The following is a 17,331-nucleotide window of genomic DNA, read 5'->3' as shown; positions in this document are numbered from 1 at the left end:
ACAGTCATCATGAGCGCTGAGGAAACGACCGACGAGCGCGCCAGCATCCTTCTTGTCGACGACATGGAGGACAACCTGATCGCACTGGAGGCCGTCCTGGGGTCCCTCAACGAACCACTGGTACGCGCGCGTTCCGGCGAGGAGGCGATGAAGGCCCTGCTGCGGCAGCGGTTCGCCGTCGTGCTGCTCGACATCCGGATGCCGGGCATGGACGGCTTCGAGACCGCCGCGAACATCAAGCGGCTCGACCAGACGAAGGACGTCCCCATCATCTTCCTGACGGGCACGGACGCCGACGCGGGCTACGCCTTTCGCGGATATGCGACCGGCGCCGCCGACTATCTGACGAAACCCTTCGACCCCTGGGTCCTGCGCGCCAAGGTCACCGTCTTCCTCGACCTGCACCGCAAGAACCAGCAGCTGGAGCGGATGCTGGCACGTGAACAGGAGCACTTCGACCAGCTCGCCAACCGCCTGAAGAAGATCGAGACGCACATGGCGGCCAGCAGCCTCCAGGACGTCTTCGAACTGCGCCATCAGATACGGCAGATGGAGGAGCTGTTGAGAGAGATGCGGAGGGGGCGGGGCCTGTAGCCCCGCCCCGGGCGTCGCTCGAGGTCAGGCCTCGCGCGTCCCCGCGTACATCTCGTCGATCAGGTGCTTGTACTCCCGCTCGACGACCGGCCGCTTCAGCTTCAGGCTGGGCGTGATCTCGCCGTGTTCGACGTCGAGGTCGCGCGGCAGGAGGCGGAACTTCTTGATGGTCTGCCAGCGCTGGAGGCCTTCGTTGAGTTCCTTGACGTAGCCCTCGACGAGGGCGACGGTGGCCGGCGCGGCGACGACATCGGCGTACGACTTGCCCGCCAGGCCGTTCTCCTTCGCCCAGTCCAGGATGGACGGCTCGTCGAGGGCGATGAGCGCGGTGCAGAAGTTCCGGTCGGCGCCGTGCACGAGGATGTTGGAGACGTACGGGCAGACGGCCTTGAACTGGCCCTCGACCTCGGCGGGCGCGATGTACTTGCCACCGGAGGTCTTGATGAGGTCCTTCTTGCGGTCGGTGATGCGCAGGTAGCCGTCGGGGGACAGCTCGCCGATGTCGCCCGTGTGGAACCAGCCGTCCGACTCCAGGACCTCGGCGGTCTTCTCGGGCAGCCCGTGGTAGCCCTCCATGATGCCGGGGCCGCGCAGCAGGATCTCGCCGTCGTCCGCGATGCGCACCTCGGTGCCGGGCAGCGGCTTGCCGACGGTGCCGGTGCGGTACGCCTCGCCGGGGTTCACGAAGGAGGCCGCGGAGGACTCCGTGAGGCCGTAGCCCTCCAGGATGTGGATGCCGGCGCCCGCGAAGAAGTAGCCGATCTCGGGCGCGAGCGCGGCGGAGCCGGAGACGCAGGCGCGCAGGTTGCCGCCGAAGGCCTCACGGATCTTGGCGAAGACGAGCGCGTCGGCGACCTTGTGCTTGGCGCCGAGCGCGAAGGGAACGGAGGCGGTGCCGGTGCGGCGGAAGTTGTCCTGGCTGGTCTTGGCGTACTCGCGGGCGACCTCGGCGGCCCACTGGAAGATCTTGTACTTGGCGCCGCCGCCGGCCCGAGCCTTGGCCGCGACCCCGTTGTAGACCTTCTCGAAGATGCGCGGGACGGCCGCCATGTACGTGGGCTGCACGACCGGAAGGTTCTCGATGATCTTGTCGACACGGCCGTCGACGGCGGTGACGTGCCCGACCTCGATCTGGCCTGAGGTGAGCACCTTGCCGAAGACGTGCGCGAGCGGCAGCCACAGGTACTGCACGTCCTCGCCGCTGATCAGCCCGGTCGCGGCGATCGCCTTCGCCATGTACGCCCAGTTGTCGTGCGGGAGGCGGACACCCTTGGGACGACCCGTGGTGCCGGAGGTGTAGATGAGGGTCGCGAGCTGATCGGCGGTGATCGCGCCGACCCTCTCCTTGATCAGGTCGGGGTTCTTCTCCAGGTAGGCGGCGCCGCGCGTCTCCAGCTCGGCGAGGGTGAGCACCCAGTCGCCGGTCTCGACGCCGGCCGGGTCGATGACGACCACATGGGTCAGCTCGGGCAGCTCGGCGCGCTTCTCGCGCGCCTTGGCGAGCTGCGCCGCGTCCTCCGCGATGAGCACCTTGCTCTCGGAGTCGGAGAGGATGAACGCCGACTCCTCGGCGTTGGTCTGCGGGTACACGGTCGTCGTGGCCGCGCCGGCGCACAGGATGCCGAGGTCGGCCAGTATCCACTCGACCCGGGTGGAGGAGGCGAGCGCGACGCGCTGCTCCGGCTGCACACCCAGTTCGATCAGACCGGCCGCAATGGCGAAGACCCGCTCCGCGGCCTGCGCCCAGCTCAGCGACTTCCACTCGTCCGGACCCTCGCCCGTGGGGGCACCTCCCTGCTCGGGCGAAGCCGAGAGCTTGGGGGAGGGCGGCACCGGGTAGCGGTAGGCCTCGGCGTCCGGTGTGGCCGCCACGCGCTCCAGGAAGAGGGCCGCCACGGACGGCGGACGGTTCTCGATCAGGGTCTGTGTGTCGCTCACGACATCCTCCGGGGCCCGCGACAGTGCGTGCGTCTGGCTCGACCGACTGCCGGCTGCTGCCAACTGGCTGTCTTCTGGCTGCCGACTACCGCTGTGCGGCTGGCTGGTTGCGGCTGTTGTTTAACTCGCGAGTAACCATCGAGCAGAGATCAGAGTAAAGCGCGTCCGGCCAGTGCGTAAGGGGCGGCGGCCTGTCACTTCCTACAGAGCGCAACCCTACGCACGCGTACGGGCTCGCCGCGCCGAAGCGCGACGAGCCCGCATTGTGCCCGAGTTTCCGGGGGTAACAGACGACTGTTCCCGAGGAACGGGTGACTACTTCTTGCCCTTGGCGGAGCCACCGCTGTCGTCGCTGGACAGCACGGCGATGAAGGCCTCTTGCGGAACCTCCACAGAGCCCACCATCTTCATCCGCTTCTTGCCCTCCTTCTGCTTCTCCAGCAGCTTCCGCTTACGGGAGATGTCACCGCCGTAGCACTTGGCGAGGACGTCCTTGCGGATGGCGCGGATGGTCTCGCGGGCGATGACCCGGGAGCCGACGGCCGCCTGGATGGGCACCTCGAAGGCCTGCCGCGGGATGAGCTCGCGCAGCTTGGCGACGAGCCGCACACCGTACGCGTACGCCTGGTCCTTGTGCGTGATCGCCGAGAAGGCGTCCACCTTGTCGCCATGCAGCAGGATGTCGACCTTGACCAGGCTGGAGGTCTGCTCGCCGGTGGGCTCGTAGTCGAGCGAGGCGTAGCCACGGGTCTTGGACTTCAGCTGGTCGAAGAAGTCGAAGACGATCTCGGCGAGCGGCAGCGTGTAGCGGATCTCGACCCGGTCCTCGGACAGGTAGTCCATGCCGAGCAGGGTGCCGCGCCGGGTCTGGCACAGCTCCATGATCGAGCCGATGAACTCGGAGGGCGCGAGGATCGTGGCGCGTACGACGGGCTCGTACACGTCGTTGATCTTGCCCTCGGGGAACTCGCTGGGGTTGGTGACCGTGTGCTCGGTCCCGTCCTCCATGACCACGCGGTACACGACGTTCGGTGCGGTGGCGATGAGATCGAGACCGAACTCACGCTCCAGCCGCTCACGAATGACGTCCAGGTGCAGCAGCCCGAGGAAGCCGACGCGGAAACCGAAACCGAGAGCGGCGGAGGTCTCCGGCTCATAGACGAGCGCGGCGTCGTTGAGCTGCAGCTTGTCGAGCGCGTCGCGCAGCTCGGGGTAGTCGGACCCGTCCAGCGGATAAAGCCCGGAGAACACCATGGGCTTGGGGTCCTTGTACCCGCCGAGCGCCTCGGTCGCGCCCTTGTGCAGGGTGGTGATCGTGTCACCGACCTTGGACTGGCGGACGTCCTTCACACCGGTGATGAGGTAACCCACTTCACCGACACCGAGCCCGTCGGCCGGCAGCATCTCGGGCGAGTTGGTCCCGATCTCCAGCAGCTCGTGGGTCGCGCCCGTGGACATCATCCGGATGCGCTCGCGCTTGTTGAGCTGGCCGTCGATGACTCGTACGTAGGTGACGACGCCTCGGTAGGAGTCGTACACCGAGTCGAAGATCATCGCGCGGGCGGGCGCGTCCTGGACACCGACCGGAGCCGGAATCTCGGCGACGACCTTGTCCAGCAGCGCCTCGACGCCCAGGCCGGTCTTCGCGGAGACCCGGAGCACGTCGTCGGGGTCGCACCCGACGAGATTGGCGAGTTCCTCGGCGAACTTCTCGGGCTGCGCGGCCGGCAGGTCGATCTTGTTCAGTACGGGGATGATCGTGAGGTCGTTCTCCATCGCGAGATACAGATTCGCGAGGGTCTGCGCCTCGATGCCCTGGGCGGCGTCGACGAGGAGGATGGTCCCCTCGCAGGCGGCCAGCGACCGGGACACCTCGTACGTGAAGTCCACGTGCCCGGGGGTGTCGATCATGTTGAGGATGTGGGTGTTGCCCGGATCCTCGGTCGGGGCCCAGGGCAGCCGGACAGCCTGGGACTTGATCGTGATGCCACGCTCGCGCTCGATGTCCATGCGGTCGAGGTACTGGGCACGCATCTGCCGCTGCTCCACCACCCCGGTCAGCTGGAGCATGCGGTCGGCGAGCGTGGACTTGCCGTGGTCGATGTGCGCGATGATGCAGAAATTGCGGATCAGAGCCGGGGCGGTACGGCTCGGCTCGGGCACATTGTTAGGGGTCGCGGGCACGCAGGGTCCTGTCTCTTGAGGCGCCTGTCGCCTCGGGTCGGATCGATACGTAGGTTCCATGGTCCCACGGGTGGGGAGCTGCGCCGGTTTGGGCCGCGTGAGCGGGCGACTCGGGGCCGCGTGAGCGGGCGACTCGGGGCCGCGTGAGCGGGCGGCCGACGACCGGTTTGGGCTGGTCGTACGACGGCTGGTAGCCTGGTTCGCTGTGTCTCATGCCCTCTCTGCAGGAGGCACACCTCAAGGAAATCAAAACGGCGAGTGAGACGTGCTGTCTCGCGCGCCTGAACCTGTAAAGGCTCATTTCGTGGCGAACATCAAGTCCCAGATCAAGCGGATCAAGACCAACGAGAAGGCCCGGCTGCGCAACAAGGCCGTCAAGTCTTCCCTGAAGACTGCGATCCGCAAGGCCCGCGAGGCCGCTGCCGCGGGTGACGTCGAGAAGGCCACCGAGTACACGCGCGCCGCGTCGCGCCAGCTCGACAAGGCCGTCTCGAAGGGCGTCATCCACAAGAACCAGGCCGCCAACAAGAAGTCGGCGCTTGCTTCGAAGGTCGCTTCCCTCAAGGGCTGAGTCGGCTGAGCCCCGCTGGGCTCACCCCTGACTTGACCACCGGGAAGGACCAAGCGGGCCCTCGCGCCCGCTCCTGACCGGCACCCCCCGGACCCGTGCGCGACCTGCGTTCGCAAGCCTGGGGAACGTTCAATCCACCGTGAGGACACGTCGAGCCCTCTACCTCGACTCACGGACAGACATCGTGGTCGCCACGCCGCGTACAGTGCCCCCGGACCCACTTCGGGGGCATTGCTGTATCTACCTACCTTTCGTACCGACATCCATCGGGCTCCTCCTGCTCGAGCGAAGTCGAGCTTGAGGGGAGGGACAGGGACGGAGAGGTGGGCAGAGGGGGCGAAAAATCCTCGGCCGACACCACCGCCGGGAACCTAACCCCGACGAGACCGCGCCGCCCGAGCAATGACGACAACCGCCTTCTCCAGGGCGTACTCGGGGTCATCCCCACCGCCCTTGACGCCGGCATCGGCCTCCGCGACGGCCCGCAGCGCGACGGCAACCCCGTCAGGAGTCCACCCCCGCATCTGCTGCCGCACCCGATCGATCTTCCACGGCGGCATCCCGAGCTCACGCGCAAGGTCGGCAGGACGCCCCCCACGGGCGGAGGACAGCTTGCCGATCGCCCGCACCCCTTGTGCCAACGCACTGGTGATCATCACGGGCGCGACCCCGGTGGACAGAGACCACCGCAATGCCTCCAACGCCTCCGCGGCCCGCCCCTCCACAGCCCGATCGGCAACCGTGAAGCTCGACGCCTCGGCCCGCCCCGTGTAATACCGCCCGACGATGGCCTCGTCGATCGTCCCCTCGACATCGGCCGTCAGCTGAGACACCGCGGAAGCCAGCTCCCGCAGATCACTCCCGATGGAGTCGACGAGCGCCTGACAGGCCTCCGGAGTCGCAGACCTTCCCAGCGCCCGGAACTCCCCCCTCACGAACGCCAGCCGATCCGCCGGCTTCGTCATCTTGGGGCACGCCACCTCCCGCGCCCCCACCTTGCGCGCGGCATCGAGCAGTCCCTTGCCCTTGGCTGCACCCGCGTGCAGCAGCACAAGGGTGATCTCCTCGGCCGGCGCCTCCAGGTACGCCTTCACGTCCTTGATGGTGTCGGCCGACAGATCCTGCGCATTGCGTACGACCACGACCTTGCGCTCGGAGAACAGCGACGGACTCGTCAGCTCGGCCAGCGTGCCTGGCTGCAACTGGTCCGGGGTGAGGTCCCGTACATCCGTGTCGGCGTCGGCGGCCCTGGCAGCGGCCACCACCTCCTGCACGGCACGGTCGAGCAGGAGATCCTCCTGGCCCACGGCAAGCGTGACGGGGGCGAGAGGGTCGTCTTGTGCAGTCTTCCTGGCCATCACCGAAAGCATCCCACGCGCCACTGACAACGAGGACCGGTCGGGCCGCCCACCTCCCAGCGGAGCGCTACGGCTCCTCGCGCCAGCCGTCCCACTCCCCCGCGAACTCGTCCAGCTCCTTCGCGTCGAGGCGCTCCCCAGGGTCCGTCAGGACCACCAGCCACTGCGCGTCCTCGGCATCGTCCTCACCGGCCAGCGCGTCCCGTACGAGCTGTGGCTCCTCGTCGAGCCCGAACCGGTCACCGAGCGCCTCCGCCGCCTCTTCCGCGGCATCGCGGTCGGGCAGCACCAGCACATGTCTCACATCACTCACATGGACATTTTCCGATACGTCCAGCAGCCCCGACGACGGGGTCGGCCCTCGCGGCAGTCATGTCCGAACGCCAGGTCAGCCCAGGTCTCCTCCAGCCGCCGCACCTTCCGCCGCCGGACCCGCCGGACTCGCTGCTCCCAGCACCCGGCACCCGGCACCCGCGGCAGCCGATGCACCTGCCGCAGCCGATGCGCCTCCCGACGCCGACGCGCTTCCCGCGCCCATGTCGCTCCCGCCCCCCCACCTCACCCCCGTGTCTTTCTCACCTCCGGCACCTCGTCCAACTCGATCCCGAAGCGCTCCCGATACGTGGCCAGCACCTCCTCGTCCGTGGCCAGTTCCGACACCTCCTTCGTCCCGTCGGCCGTGGTCACCGTGAAGTTCCGACCGCTGAGCGTGATCCTCCCTCCGTCCTTCGTGACCCGCGAACAGACCAGCGACCGCCCGAAATGCGACACAGGCGACGTGCTGTGCCACCAGGCCCCCGTGACGAAGTCCCCCAGCACCCGCGGCCGCACCTCCAGGCGGTACTGCGGCTTGTCGTTCCGGACGACATCGAGGTCCCCGCCCTCGCGCAAACCGCCGACACCGCGAACCCCCGCAACGTCCGGCCCCGATTCGACGACCCGGAACGTGCCGCCCGGATCCTCCTGCTCCCCTCTCTCCCCGAAGGCCAGCGGGTAGTGGCTGTGCGCCCCGAACCCGACGTCGGCCAGCCAGTCGCCCCCATCCACCGTCCGTACCCGCAGCGCGAGATGGTCGTACGGAATCCCGAGCCGCCCCTCATCGCCGTACACCCGCGCCGCGAGCAGCGTCACGTCGAAGCCCAGCGCCCCCAGCAACGCCCCGAACGCGCCGTTCAGTTCGTAGCAGAACCCACCTCTGCGAGCGCCCACCAGCTTGTCCACCAGGCTGTTCTCGTCCAGCACGATCTCCTCGCCGAGGTGGATCGACAGGTTCTCGAACGGCACCGTCTCCAGATGGCGCAGCTGTAGCTCCCGGAGCACATCGGACGTGGGCCACGCGGGGTGCTGGGCCCCGATCCGGCGGAGGTAGGCGTCAGCCTGTGCGGAATTCATGAGTTCAGTCTCTCGCCACACTCAACCCTCCGCTCGCACCGACGACGGCCAGCGCCCCGTCCTCGTCCGTCCGCAGCACCACCGCGCCTCCGGCCCGCAGCGCCGCGACGGTGCTCGGCGCGGGATGCCCATAGGGGTTGTCCTTGCCGCACGAGATCAGCGCGAGCCGCGGAGCCACCCTGCGTATGAGATCCGGGTCTTGGTAGGCCGAGCCGTGATGGGCGACCTTGAGAACATCCACTGCTCCGAGCTCAGCAGCCGCCGACGATCTCAACAGGGCCCGCTGGGCCGGGGGTTCGAGGTCGCCGAGCAACAGCAGCCGCAGTCCGGCGGACCGTACGATCAGGGCGACACTGGCGTCGTTCGGGCCGTCCGGGGTCGGGGCCGGGCTCGGGGGCGGCCACAACACCCGCCAGTCGAGGCTTCCCGTGCGCCGTCGCTCCCCCGCCACGGCCCGCGTCACGGGGATCTGTCGTGCGGCCGCCTCCCTTCGTACGAACTCGACCTGGTCCGGTGGCTCCTCGAAACCGGTCGTCTCGATCGCGCCCACCGAACGCCCGCGCAGCACGCCCGGCAGCCCCGCGACATGATCGGCGTGGAAGTGCGTCAGTACGACGAGCGGAATCGTGGTGATACCGAGCGCGCTCAGGCAGCGGTCGACCAACACCGGATCGGGCCCGGCGTCCACCACCACCGCCGCACCGCTGCCCGCAGAGAGCACCGTCGCGTCACCCTGCCCCACGTCGCACATCGCGAACCGCCAGCCGGGCGGCGGCCACCCCGTGATCACCCTGGTGAGAGGCGACGGCTGCACCACGACCAACAGGAACAGCAGCACGCACGCGCCACTCAGCCACGGGTGTCCCAGGAGCCGTCGCCCCACGAGCACGACCACCGCCGTGACGAGAGCGAGCAGAAGCGCCCCCGTCCAGCTGCCCGGCCAGTCCACTCCCCCTCCGGGCAGAGCCGCCCCGGTACGCGCGATGTCCGCGATCCACCGAGCGGGCCAACTCGCGCACCACGCCAGGGTCTTGGCGACGGGCATCGCCACCGAGGCCGTCGCCAGTGTCGCGAAGCCCAGGACCGTGGCCGGCGCGACCGCGAACTCCGCGAGGAGATTGCACGGCACCGCCACCAGGCTCACCCGAGCCGACAGGACGGCGACCACCGGCGCGCACAGGGCCTGCGCCGCGGCGGCCGCGGCGAGCGCCTCGGCCAGACGCGGCGGCACACGTCGTCTCTGGAGCGCCGCGCTCCACCGCGGGGCGAGGGTGAGCAGGGCGCCGGTCGCCAGGACGGAGAGCAGGAAGCCGTAACTACGGGCCAGCCACGGGTCGTACAGCACCAATAGCAGGACGGCCGTGGCCAGCGCGGGGATCAGCGATCTGCGGCGCCCCGTCGCGATGGCGAGCAGCGCGATCGATCCGCAGGCCGCGGCCCGCAGCACACTCGGATCCGGTCGGCAGACGATCACGAAGGCGAGCGTGAGCGCTCCGCCGAGCAGCGCGGTCGCCCGGAGCGAAACGCCGAGCCGCGGTGCGAGACCTCGTCGTTCGGCACGCTGGGCGAGGCCCGGCGGTCCGATGAACAGGGCGAGGAGGATCGTGAAATTGCCGCCGCTGACGGCCAGGAGGTGTGTGAGATCGGTCGCCTTGAACGCGTCGTCCAGCGCCGGCGTTACTCGCGAGGTGTCCCCCACGACCAGTCCGGGCAGCAGCGCCCGCGCGTCCGTCTCGAGTCCGTCGGTCGCCTCCCGCAGGCCTTCACGCAACCGACCGGCGAACCGCTGCGACGCGGACGGCTCTCCCACCACCTCGGGCGGCGCGGCGCCCCGCACGCGCAGAACGGCCGCGATGTCATCGCCGTCCGACAGGGCGGGCACAAGCCGCGCCGACACCCGCAGCCGCGTGGATGGCAGCAGCGACAGCCAGGGCGAACCCTCAGAGCCCCCGCCGGAGAGCCGAGGTGAATCCCTCGGCGAGCGCGCGTCGACGATCACCAGCACCGGCGCGCGTGTCGCCACGACCGTCCCGTCTGCTCGCGTCAACCGCCTGACCTCCGCGTCCAGCAGCACGGCCGTCGGAGCCATGTGATCCCCCTTGATCCGAGGCCGGGTGAGCCGCGGATCGGAGGTGATCTCCACCTCGGCGGTCACATGGGCGAACTGCCGTGCCAGGGAGGGAACGGGTCCGCGTCGCAGATCCGCCCCGTGCAACCCCGCAGAGGCCGCGGCCGCGGCGACACAGAGCAGCGCTGCGGCAACGGAGACCCGCCGCCAGGAACCCGTCCCCTCTCCCCCGTGTCCCTTCGCGCCGCTGGTCCTTCTCCGCCCCGCCACCATCAGCCCGCCGGCCGCGACCAAGGAGACCACGGCCACACCCGTGACCCAGCCGGGCGAGGCGCCCACCGTCACAGCTGCCGTCACCCAAGCCGCCAGAGCGGGCGGCACGAGCCGGAGATCCGTCGGTCCTTCCTCCCGGGGATGCGAGGCACCCAACCGCTTGCCCGAGGCGGCATGCACAGCGCGTCGACTCGCAGCACCGGGGTGCTCTGTCTCCTCCGGCACCTTCGCCATTTCTGGCGCCTCCGCCTCTTCTGGCGCCTCCGGCCCGGTCATGGCCGTACCAGATTCCGAAGATCGGAGAAGCGGCGATCCCCGATTCCATTCACCTCGCGGAGTTCGTCTACCGAGCGGAAGCCGCCGTGCTGGGTGCGGTAGTCGATGATGTGCTGGGCCAGGACCGGGCCGACGCCCGGGAGACTGTCGAGCTGGTCCACTGTGGCCGTGTTGAGCGCGACCGGAGCGGAGGGCGCCGCGCCGGCGGCGGACCCACCTGTGCCGACTGGGCCCGTACCGCCCGTGCCTGGTCCCGCGACGGGCGCGGGAGCACCGACCACGATCTGTTCGCCGTCCGCGAGGAGGCGCGCGCGGTTGAGACCGTCGGTGTTCGTGCCGGGGCGAACCCCGCCCGCCGCGCGCAGCGCGTCCGCGACGCGAGAACCGGACGGCAACCGTTGCAGACCAGGGCTGCGCACCTTGCCACTGACGTCCACGACGATCGCGGTTCCTGCCGCGCCAACGGGGCTCGGCGCTCCGGCCGAGGCATCCGGTCCCGAGTCCGGCTGCTCCCCCTGTCCGGCCCTTCCGCCATAGGGAGTCGCCGCCCGCACCACCTCGGGGGCCCGGACCGACTGAGTTCTGCCGACCCAGAAGTGCTGCACCGCGAAGACCGCGGCGACGACCAGCAGCACGGTGAGTGCGGCCACGCTCCTGCGCTCAAGGCCGCACCTCGACTGCAGCCACACCGGCATCCGCTCCCGCACGGCAGGCCCGAGCCGGTCCCGCCAGGCCGCCCCCGACACCGCCCTACTCGAAGCGACGTCGGCGCGCGCGTCCGTGTCCATGTGCGTGTGCGCGTCCGTGTCCGCGCGCGTGTCCATCTGCGTATCCGCGTGCGCGTCCGTGTCCATGGGCGCGTGCGCGTCCATGAGCGCGTGCGCGTCCGAGTGCGTATCCGCGTGCATGTCCATGTGCGCATCCGCGTGTCCGTCCGCAAGAGGAGCCGCGCCCATGTCCGGTGCCTCTCGGTCCGCAGCCACGGCACCGCTGACCCGGGAGCCGCCGGAGCCCAGCAACCCGCGGGCCCACGCCCCTTCAGAGCTCGGCAACCCCGGCGCCCAGGACTCTTCAGGGTTGACCACCCCACGTGCCCGGGCGCGAGCAGAGCTCAGCCTCCCGTGCGCTCGGGTGCCGGCAGGCCTCAACGACCCGCGCACCCCGGCGCCATCAGGATGCAGGCTTCCACCCGCCGTTGCCCCGCCACGTCCCAGGGCCCCGCCGACCCGGTTCTCCAGTCCCCACACATCGGCAAGGCCCGACCCCGCAGCGGTGTCGGCTCCCACATCCCGGTCCGCCGCCGGCGGTGCGTTCCCCAACTCCCGGCGCTCTCCGACCCTTTCGGCGAAGAGCGCCTCCGCGCGCAGCCGGAGGGCGTCGGCCGATGCCTCGTGGCGTCGGGCCCTGCCGCGTGGGCGGCGGCGATGGCGGCTGCGGCTGTCGGAGACGGGGCCGCGACCCGGGCCGCTGGTGGGTGTGGCTGTGCGTGAGCGTGATCGAAGTGCCATGCGACGAGGATCGGGCACCCCGGCACTCTCGCGATGATCTTGCTCAATTTCGGTGGACTACCACCCAGTTGTGGATAACTCCGCCACCCACATGAGTGGTGCGCACGCTCACCGAGGCGAGACGACCGCCCCCAGCAGCCCAGGCCCCGTGTGCGCCCCAATCACCGCGCCGACCTCGCTCACATGCAGATCAGCCAGCCCAGGGACGCGCTCCCGCAACCGGTCCGCGAGAGCCGAGGCCCTCTCCGGGGCGGCCAAGTGGTGGACGGCGATGTCGACCTGGGCACTGCCGGCGTGCTCGGCCACGATCTCCTCCAGCCGGGCGATCGCCTTGGACGCGGTCCGAACCTTCTCCAGGAGTTCGATGCGGCCGTCGTCCAGCTGCAGCAGCGGCTTCACCGCGAGCGCGGAGCCCAGCAGTGCCTGTGCGGCACCGATCCGGCCGCCACGGCGCAGATAGTCGAGGGTGTCGACGTAGAAGTAGGCGGAGGTGCTCGCGGCGCGCTTCTCCGCGGCCGTGACCGCTTCGTCGATCGTGCCGCCCGACTCCGCGGACTCGGCCGCGGCCAGGGCGCAGAACCCGAGGGCCATCGCGACCATCCCGGTGTCCACCACCCGCACGGGCACCGGAGCCTCACGTGCCGCGAGTACCGCGGCGTCGTAGGTGCCCGAGAACTCGGACGACAGATGGAGGGAGACAATGTCGGTGGCGCCGGACTCGGCAACCTTGCGGTAGGTCGCGGCGAAGAGCTCGGGGCTGGGCCGGGACGTCGTGACGGGGCGCCGCTTCTGCAGCGCCTGGGCCAGGGAGCGGGCCGAGATCTCGGTGCCCTCTTCAAGCGCCTGGTCGCCGAGGACAACGGTCAGCGGCACCGCTGTGATGCCGTGACGCTCCATCGTCCGCGGCGGCAGGTAGGCCGTTGAATCGGTGACGATAGCGACATGGCGGGACATGAGCTGGAGGTTACCTGTCGGGGCGGCTGGGCGGCAGCCCGGCCCCTCCCACCTGCGGCCGAAGCGGCCGGATCAAGTCGTGCTTTCGGGACGGGGCTTCTTCTGCCAGGGGTAGGCGGGGCGTCGGCCGGGCGGCGTGATGGCGGAGCGGGTCGGCTCCTCGGCCGTCCGGGACTCCGGGCTGTCCGGCCAGGTCTGCCCGCCGGAGGTGGCCGCGTCCGGAGCCGGTGCCTCGGGCCAGGAGGCCGCGGGCTTCGGCTCGGTCGTCCAGTGCCGCAGTGCGCCGGCTTCCACGTCTATTTGTGCGCTCAGCGAGTCCAGGTCGTCGTCCGCGAAGCGCCGGGCCCGGTCGCGCGCGGCCCAGCGCAGCGAGTCCGCCGACTGTGTGATCCGCTCCGTGCGCTCGCGCAGTCCGGGCAGCCGCGAGGCGAGCGCGCCCCGGTCGGGCTCGGTCTCCAGGCGCTTGAGCTCGTCGTCCAGTTCGTGCCCATGCACGCTGAGCCGCTCGAAGAGCCCCAGGGACTCCTTCAGCGACTCGTCCTCCGCCACGCCCGCGTGCAGTGCGTCCTGCGTGGCCCGCATGGAGGTGCGCAGCTTCAGGCGGAGCTGGGCCAGCTCGCCCAGCGGGCCCGGCTGGGCAAGGGTCTTGGCGCGCAGAGTGGTGTCCTCGACCGTGCGTCGGGCCTGGGAGATCGTGCGGTCGACACCGCGCTTGGCGGCGCCGACCACCTTCACCGTGGCGTACGCGCCCAGCACCACGAACAGCAGGAAGAGCAGGGCGACAACTGTGATCAAGGTTCCCACCACGCTCCTCCTCCAACCGGTCGCGACAACTGCCGCCGCGCTCTTCAACGGTAAACGCTGCGGGCAGATCCGGAGTTCCAGAAGAACCCCGAACCTGCCCGTAGGGGACTACCCCGAGTCGGCCAGAACCGGACAGACCGACGGCCGAGACCGCGCAGGCCGAGTCGACCAAGACCGGACCGACCGACTCAGCCGCAACCGGTCGGACGCGGCGGCCGAGCCGAAGCCCACCCGCCGCGCTCACCAGCTGAAACGACTACGCCGTTACGATGTTCACCAGCTTCGGAGCCCGCACGATCACCTTGCGGATCCCCGCGCCGCCCAGCGCCGCGACGACCTTCTCGTCGGCCAGCGCGACCTTCTCCAGTTCCTCGTCGGAGATCGACGGGGAGACCTCCAGGCGCGCCTTGACCTTGCCCTTGATCTGGACGACGCAGGTCACGGTCTCGTCCACGACGTACGCCGGGTCGGCGACCGGGAAGTCCTGGTGGACGACCGAGTCGGTGTGGCCCAGCTTGCGCCGCAGCTCCTCGGCGATGTGCGGGGCCAGCGGCGCGATCAGCAGCACCAGGGCCTCGGCGACCGTCCGCGACACCGGACCGCCCGCCTTGGTCAGGTGGTTGTTCAGCTCGGTGACCTTGGCGATTGCGGTGTTGAACCGCATGCCCTCCAGGTCCTGGCGTACGCCGTCGATGGCCTTGTGCAGAGCACGCAACGTCTCCTCGTCCGGCTCGGCGTCGACGACCGTGACCGCACCGGTCGCCTCGTCGACGACGTTGCGCCACAGCCGCTGCAGCAGCCGGAACTGGCCCACCACCGCGCGCGTGTCCCACGGCCGGGACACGTCCAGGGGACCCATCGCCATCTCGTACAGGCGCAGCGTGTCCGCACCGTACTCGGCGCAGATCTCGTCCGGAGTGACCGCGTTCTTCAGGGACTTGCCCATCTTGCCCAGCAGCCGGGAGACCTTCTCGCCCTGGTAGTAGTACGCGCCGTCGATCTCCTCAACCTCGATGGCGGGCACCGCGATGCCACGGCTGTCGCGGTACACGTAGGCCTGGATCATGCCCTGGTTGAACAGCTTGTGGAACGGCTCGGCCGACGAGACGTGCCCCAGGTCGAACAGGACCTTCGACCAGAAGCGCGCGTACAGCAGGTGCAGCACGGCGTGCTCGGCGCCGCCGACGTACAGGTCGACGCCGCCGTGCCGCTGTCCCTCGCGTGGGCCCATCCAGTACTGCTCGATGGCCGGGTCGACCAGCTTCTGATCGTTGTGCGGGTCCAGGTAACGCAGCTCGTACCAGCAGGAACCTGCCCAGTTGGGCATGGTGTTGGTCTCGCGGCGGTACTTCTGGGGACCCCGGCCGTCGCCCAGGTCCAGGGTGACGTCGACCCAGTCCTCGTTGCGGGACAGCGGCGTCTCCGGGGACGTGTTCGCGTCGTCCGGGTCGAAGGTGCGCGGCGAGTAGTCCTCGACCTCCGGCAGCTCCAGGGGCAGCATCGACTCGGGCAGCGCGTGCGCGACGCCGTCCTCGTCGTAGACGATCGGGAAGGGCTCGCCCCAGTAGCGCTGGCGGCTGAACAGCCAGTCGCGCAGGCGGAAGTTGACGGTGCCCTCGCCGACGCCCTTGCGCGCCAGCCACTCGGTGATGCGCGCCTTGGCCTCGGCGACGCCCAGGCCGTCCAGCGAGATGTCGTCATTGGAGGAGTTGATGATCTTCGCGTCGTACGACCCGAAGGCGTCCTCCCACGTCGCCGTGTCGGTACCGCGGCCGTCGGTCGGCTCGACGATGCAGTGGATCGGCAGCTCGAAGGCGCGCGCGAACTCGAAGTCGCGCTGGTCGCCGCACGGTACGGCCATGATCGCGCCCGTGCCGTAGCCCATCAGGACGTAGTCGGCGATGAAGACGGGGACCTGGTCGCCGTTGACCGGGTTCGTCGCGTACGCGCCGATGAAGACACCGGTCTTGTCCTTGGCCTCGGCCTGGCGCTCGACGTCGGACTTCGAGGCGGCCTGCGCGCGGTAGGCGGCGACAGCCTTGGCCGGGGTGGCGTGCCCGCCCGTCCAGACCTCGTGGGTGTTCTCGGGCCAGGCGGCCGGGGTGAACTTCTCGACCAGCGGGTGTTCGGGCGCCAGCACCATGTAGGTCGCCCCGAACAGGGTGTCCTGGCGTGTCGTGAAGACCGTGATCGCTTCGCCGTCGATCGGGAAGTCGACGCGGGCGCCCTCGGAACGGCCGATCCAGTTGCGCTGCTGCAGCTTGATGGCCTCGGGCCAGTCCAGCGCGTCCAGGTCGTCCAGCAGCCGGTCGGCGTACGCCGTGATCCTCATGTTCCACTGGCGCAGCTTGGCCTTGAAGACGGGGAAGTTGCCGCGCTCGGAACGGCCGTCGGCGGTGACCTCCTCGTTGGCCAGTACGGTCCCCAGTCCGGGACACCAGTTGACGGGCGCGTCGGAGGCGTACGCCAGGCGATACCCGCTCAGGACGTCGCCGCGCTCGGCGGCGCTCAGCTCGTTCCACGCGCGCGTGGTGCCGTCGACGGCCGGTACGGCACGCTCACCGCTCTCGAACCGGGCGACCAGCTCGGAGATCGGGCGGGCCTTCTTGGCCTCGTCGTCGTACCAGGAGTTGAAGATCTGCAGGAAGATCCACTGGGTCCACTTGTAGTAGTCCGGGTCGATCGTCGCGAACGACCGGCGCTTGTCGTGGCCCAGGCCCAGTGCGCGCAGCTGGGACTTCATGTTGTTGATGGCGGCCTCGGTGGTGATCCGAGGGTGCTGGCCCGTCGCCACGGCGTGCTGCTCGGCGGGCAGGCCGAAAGCGTCGAAGCCCAGGGTGTGCAGGACGTTGTGACCCGTCATGCGCTGATACCGGGCGGATACATCGGTGGCGATGTAGCCCAGAGGGTGACCGACATGCAGGCCCGCACCGGAGGGGTACGGGAACATGTCCATGATGAACTTCTTGGGCTTGGCGACCAGCTCGGAGTCCCCGGCCAGGTCACCGGTCGGGTTCGGCGCCTCGTACGTGCCCTCGGCGTCCCAGAAATCCTGCCAGCGTGCCTCGATCTCAGCGGCCAGGACTGCCGTGTAGCGGTGCGGCGCGGCCACCTCGGCAGTGGCAGCGGAATTCGTCTCGCTCATGATCCTCAAAGCTCCATCGATCGTCTCTGCCAGCGGCTGCGACATTCAGGAAACGAAAAATCCCCTCGCACAGGAGGGGACGCCGCGCCGATTCCGACCACGGTTCTTCAGCGGTCGGGACTGATCAGCGCGGCTCGCTAAGCAGAAGGCGTACGGCACACATGGCGTCAGGGTACCGCAGCGGCCATGGGCGCCGCGACGACCTTCCGGGGTCCGTTCGGCACCGCGTGCCACCCCTCCGACCGCCGCGCGATCACCGGAACAAG

The 17,331-nt window shown here is 69.6% G+C and carries 12 protein-coding genes; 2 read left to right on the top strand and 10 right to left on the bottom strand.

The features are described from left to right. The first annotated feature begins 9 nt into the window (after window positions 1–9). A complete protein-coding gene (locus tag IEY95_RS07810; protein WP_189185126.1) occupies window positions 10–594 on the top strand; it encodes a response regulator in 585 nt (194 codons plus the stop codon). 24 nt (window positions 595–618) lie between these two features. Here IEY95_RS07810 and IEY95_RS07805 read toward each other — a convergent pair whose 3' ends face one another. Together IEY95_RS07805 and lepA are read right to left on the bottom strand one after the other, a co-directional pair. Beyond that, on the bottom strand, window positions 619–2,532 hold the full coding sequence (locus IEY95_RS07805; RefSeq protein ID WP_189185125.1) for an AMP-dependent synthetase/ligase: 1,914 nt from the start codon (window positions 2,530–2,532) through the stop codon (window positions 619–621). 315 nt (window positions 2,533–2,847) lie between these two features. Beyond that, window positions 2,848–4,716, bottom strand: coding sequence for a translation elongation factor 4 (gene lepA / locus IEY95_RS07800; protein ID WP_189185124.1), 1,869 nt, complete (start codon window positions 4,714–4,716; stop codon window positions 2,848–2,850). 304 nt (window positions 4,717–5,020) lie between these two features. On the opposite strand from lepA, the gene rpsT reads away from it, so the two are divergent. Next, window positions 5,021–5,287 carry a 30S ribosomal protein S20 gene (gene rpsT / locus IEY95_RS07795; RefSeq protein ID WP_028802556.1) on the top strand — a complete coding sequence of 89 codons (267 nt, stop codon included), beginning with the start codon at window positions 5,021–5,023 and terminating at the stop codon, window positions 5,285–5,287. A gap of 371 nt (window positions 5,288–5,658) precedes the next feature. Here rpsT and holA read toward each other — a convergent pair whose 3' ends face one another. The 8 genes from holA to leuS all read right to left on the bottom strand — a co-directional run bounded on the left by holA (window position 5,659) and on the right by leuS (window position 17,065). After that, entirely contained in the window at window positions 5,659–6,645 is a 987-nt protein-coding gene (holA, locus tag IEY95_RS07790) for a DNA polymerase III subunit delta (protein ID WP_189185123.1), read from the bottom strand. 67 nt (window positions 6,646–6,712) lie between these two features. Beyond that, window positions 6,713–6,958, bottom strand: a complete 246-nt coding sequence (locus IEY95_RS07785; protein WP_189185122.1) for a hypothetical protein — start codon at window positions 6,956–6,958, stop codon at window positions 6,713–6,715. A gap of 245 nt (window positions 6,959–7,203) precedes the next feature. Continuing rightward, window positions 7,204–8,037 carry an arylamine N-acetyltransferase family protein gene (locus IEY95_RS07780; protein WP_189185121.1) on the bottom strand — a complete coding sequence of 278 codons (834 nt, stop codon included), beginning with the start codon at window positions 8,035–8,037 and terminating at the stop codon, window positions 7,204–7,206. 4 nt (window positions 8,038–8,041) lie between these two features. After that, a complete protein-coding gene (locus IEY95_RS07775; RefSeq protein ID WP_189185120.1) occupies window positions 8,042–10,612 on the bottom strand; it encodes a ComEC/Rec2 family competence protein in 2,571 nt (856 codons plus the stop codon). A 38-nt stretch (window positions 10,613–10,650) separates the two neighbouring features. Further along, window positions 10,651–11,562, bottom strand: a complete 912-nt coding sequence (locus IEY95_RS07770; protein ID WP_373294455.1) for a ComEA family DNA-binding protein — start codon at window positions 11,560–11,562, stop codon at window positions 10,651–10,653. Window positions 11,563–12,270: 708 nt separating this feature from the next. Next, window positions 12,271–13,116 carry a DegV family protein gene (locus IEY95_RS07765; protein WP_189185118.1) on the bottom strand — a complete coding sequence of 282 codons (846 nt, stop codon included), beginning with the start codon at window positions 13,114–13,116 and terminating at the stop codon, window positions 12,271–12,273. Between the two features lie 72 nt (window positions 13,117–13,188). Then, window positions 13,189–13,911, bottom strand: a complete 723-nt coding sequence (locus IEY95_RS07760; protein ID WP_189185434.1) for a hypothetical protein — start codon at window positions 13,909–13,911, stop codon at window positions 13,189–13,191. Between the two features lie 265 nt (window positions 13,912–14,176). Continuing rightward, a complete protein-coding gene (leuS, locus tag IEY95_RS07755) occupies window positions 14,177–17,065 on the bottom strand; it encodes a leucine--tRNA ligase (protein WP_189185117.1) in 2,889 nt (962 codons plus the stop codon). Window positions 17,066–17,331: the final 266 nt, after the last annotated feature.

Origin of the sequence: Streptomyces albiflavescens, assembly GCF_014645835.1 — a bacterium.
In the GTDB taxonomy this organism is placed as follows: Bacteria; Actinomycetota; Actinomycetes; order Streptomycetales; family Streptomycetaceae; genus Streptomyces; species Streptomyces albiflavescens.
The sequence above is the reverse complement of the archived record's forward strand: the minus strand, read 5'-3'. Positions and strand labels throughout refer to the sequence as shown.

What these genes read in the sequence shown, in the direction of transcription:
- IEY95_RS07775 (WP_189185120.1), bottom strand. Translation starts at nt 10,612, where the DNA reads ATGGCGAAGGTGCCGGAGGAGACAGAGCACCCCGGTGCTGCGAGTCGA.
- leuS (WP_189185117.1), bottom strand. Translation starts at nt 17,065, where the DNA reads ATGAGCGAGACGAATTCCGCTGCCACTGCCGAGGTGGCCGCGCCGCAC.
- IEY95_RS07770 (WP_373294455.1), bottom strand. Translation starts at nt 11,562, where the DNA reads ATGCACGCGGATACGCACTCGGACGCGCACGCGCTCATGGACGCGCAC.
- IEY95_RS07810 (WP_189185126.1), top strand. Translation starts at nt 10, where the DNA reads ATGAGCGCTGAGGAAACGACCGACGAGCGCGCCAGCATCCTTCTTGTC.
- IEY95_RS07780 (WP_189185121.1), bottom strand. Translation starts at nt 8,037, where the DNA reads ATGAATTCCGCACAGGCTGACGCCTACCTCCGCCGGATCGGGGCCCAG.
- IEY95_RS07765 (WP_189185118.1), bottom strand. Translation starts at nt 13,116, where the DNA reads ATGTCCCGCCATGTCGCTATCGTCACCGATTCAACGGCCTACCTGCCG.
- holA (WP_189185123.1), bottom strand. Translation starts at nt 6,645, where the DNA reads ATGGCCAGGAAGACTGCACAAGACGACCCTCTCGCCCCCGTCACGCTT.